General features: G+C 29.0%; 2 protein-coding genes and 1 pseudogene. All 3 read left to right on the plus strand.

Annotation, left to right across the window (positions count from 1 at the left end):
- The coding region (locus LS72_RS10330; protein WP_238700805.1) for an HD domain-containing protein at positions 1 to 1,927 on the plus strand (1,927 nt) is incomplete at its 5' end.
- Positions 1,928 to 1,929: 2 nt separating this feature from the next.
- A complete protein-coding gene (locus tag LS72_RS10335; protein WP_034555370.1) occupies positions 1,930 to 2,244 on the plus strand; it encodes a hypothetical protein in 315 nt (104 codons plus the stop codon).
- An 18-nt stretch (positions 2,245 to 2,262) separates the two neighbouring features.
- Positions 2,263 to 2,442, plus strand: a pseudogene (locus LS72_RS10340) (thioredoxin family protein); the annotation flags it as partial.

The following is a 2,442-nucleotide window of genomic DNA, read 5'->3' on the forward strand; positions in this document are numbered from 1 at the left end:
TATTAAAGAACCCTTAGAAGAAGCAATGAAACTTTGGCTTGATGAGGAGGAAATAAAAGAATTTTATGCCAATAGGGATAAGCCTAAGAAAGAAAGTAATGTTGAAAAAATAGATTTAGATATTCAAAAGGCTTGGATAAATGCAACACAATTAGCTTTCAATAATGATATTAAGGTTTTTTTATATGAAACAATAATGCCAAATATTGATTTTCTTACAACAAAGGAATTACAATTAATTATTAAGATTCTAACAGTGCTACAAGACAATAAGGATTGCCCAAGTGTAGTAAGTATTTATAATGGAGATTCTAATAAAGTCTCTTATGGAAATCATCTCCTTGCTGGTTACACACAATTTAAAGCATTAGAGGAGTTTGTTCCACTCTTACAACATTCACTTAGCGTTGCTAAAAATACATTGGTTGTGTTAAATGAATCTAAAATTCCTAGCATTAAAAAAAATAAAATGATAGGACAATGCTTAATCTGTGGTTTAGCTCACGACTTAGGTAAAATTCAAAGGTTTGAAACATTAAATCAAATTTCTCATTTAACAGATAAAGCTAAATTCTCAACAATGCAAAAAGAAAAGCCACATCAGGAAATTTCAGAAACTATGCTAAAAGAGATTGCTCTTTTAGAAATTCGTTTGGATTTAGCTTATGTAGAAAAAATAGCTGAAGCTGTTTTAAAACACCACAATCCACCCAATGAAAAAGATAGCCTTTTAGAGACAATAATTAATGCAGATATTAAAACAAGAAATGAGGAAAAGGAATATTGCTATAACAAAATTATAGAGAAAGTATCACAGGAGAAAAAAAACATAGACGCAAAACTTCCTCTTAAAGAAACACGCAAAAAAATAAGTAATAAAGAGGTAAAAGAAATAAAAGAAACACCCCAAAAAATAAGCGAGATAAATGAGAGAACTAAAGAAGTAGATAATCTAAGCGATGAATATGGCACAAAGGAGAATTTGTGGATAAGTAATTATGCTAAAAGAGATATTAGCCAAAATTATGGTTTAGGAGAATCTAATAGTTATTTAGCTTCCCTTTCAGTATGTCCTAATAAATTAATAAGTGAAACCATTTTAAATCATTATGAAAAAGAGCAAGGAAAAAATATAAATGAACTAACGGCTTTTCATAATGAGAAAGCCATTCTTTTATTCTTTAAAAGCTCCACTATGGCAAGGGCTGAAAATACTCTTAGAAAGCTTCTATTAAATGATGAATTAAAAAAATCCTATATAGGTTATATTCCCCTTAAAAATGAAAATAATTTACAAGAAGCTGTAGAAAAAGCAAAAGAGGCAATGGAATATTCTAAGACTAACAATTTTGGTATAACTAATTATGCCAATATTGCTAATCCTGAAACAATCACTAAAAAAGTTATCACAGACGCTTCTTTGGAAAATGAAGTTTTAAGTGGGGAAGCTTTTGCAGATGTTGCGAAAGAATTAGAACTTAACAAAGAAATGGAATTTGAAATTGATATAGAAAGTTTCAGTTCCCAAATCATTAAGAATATTGCAAAACCTGATAATAAGGGTAATTTTTTTGCCTTGCCTTATAAACGCAGAAATAGAATATTAGTAGAAGTTAATTTCTTTAAAAGTCTCATTTCAACCCTTACTCATTGCGATGAAAATGAGGCACAACAAAAGATGAATTATTTTACCAGAAAGTTTGGAGAACCAACTTCAAATCCTAGATTGATTTATGAAGTTTCCACTAGGAAGGGAAATTACAATGCAATATACAACATTATTTTGCAAGATGGAAGTGTTGTTAAATATCCCTGCATACCCTTTTGTGCTAAAGCATTAAAGATAAGCTCTGCAGAGCTTAGTATGTTTAGCAATCAAGAAACTTTAAATGGCTTAAAAATAGAATTGTTTGTTGCTAAGGAATAATCTTGAAAAATAGGAACATTTCAAAAAGACAGATAAGAATGTTGCAAAATCCTAATGCAAAAATTATTATTTGTAATACCATTGAAACCAAAGCTATGGTTGATTTAGCAATTGAACTTGATAAACTTGCCTCAGAGATAAGACAAGGGATAGGAACAAGATATGAATTAGATAGCAGTGCTAAAATTTTAAAAGCTATAAGAAAAGTTCTTTTGCATAATTCTAACTTTTTAGATGATTTATCAAACAAAATAAATATATCTTATGAAGAACCTGCTTCAATAAATGCCATTAAGGAAACTATCGGTGAAAATTAAAACACAAAGGAAATATCAATGAAAAAAATATTGTTTAGTTTTTTAATATTCTCTCTCTTATTATCAATGCAGTTAAACGCAAATATTATTTTTCATAACAATGTTTATGATGCACAAAAGCAAGGATTAAAAGAAGCCAAAATCATTGTTTTTATTATTGCTTCTAGTAGTTGCCATTTCTGCCACAAACTCCTTAAT

Origin of the sequence: Helicobacter apodemus, assembly GCF_000765745.2 — a bacterium.
GTDB classification, from domain to species: Bacteria; Campylobacterota; Campylobacteria; order Campylobacterales; family Helicobacteraceae; genus Helicobacter_D; species Helicobacter_D apodemus.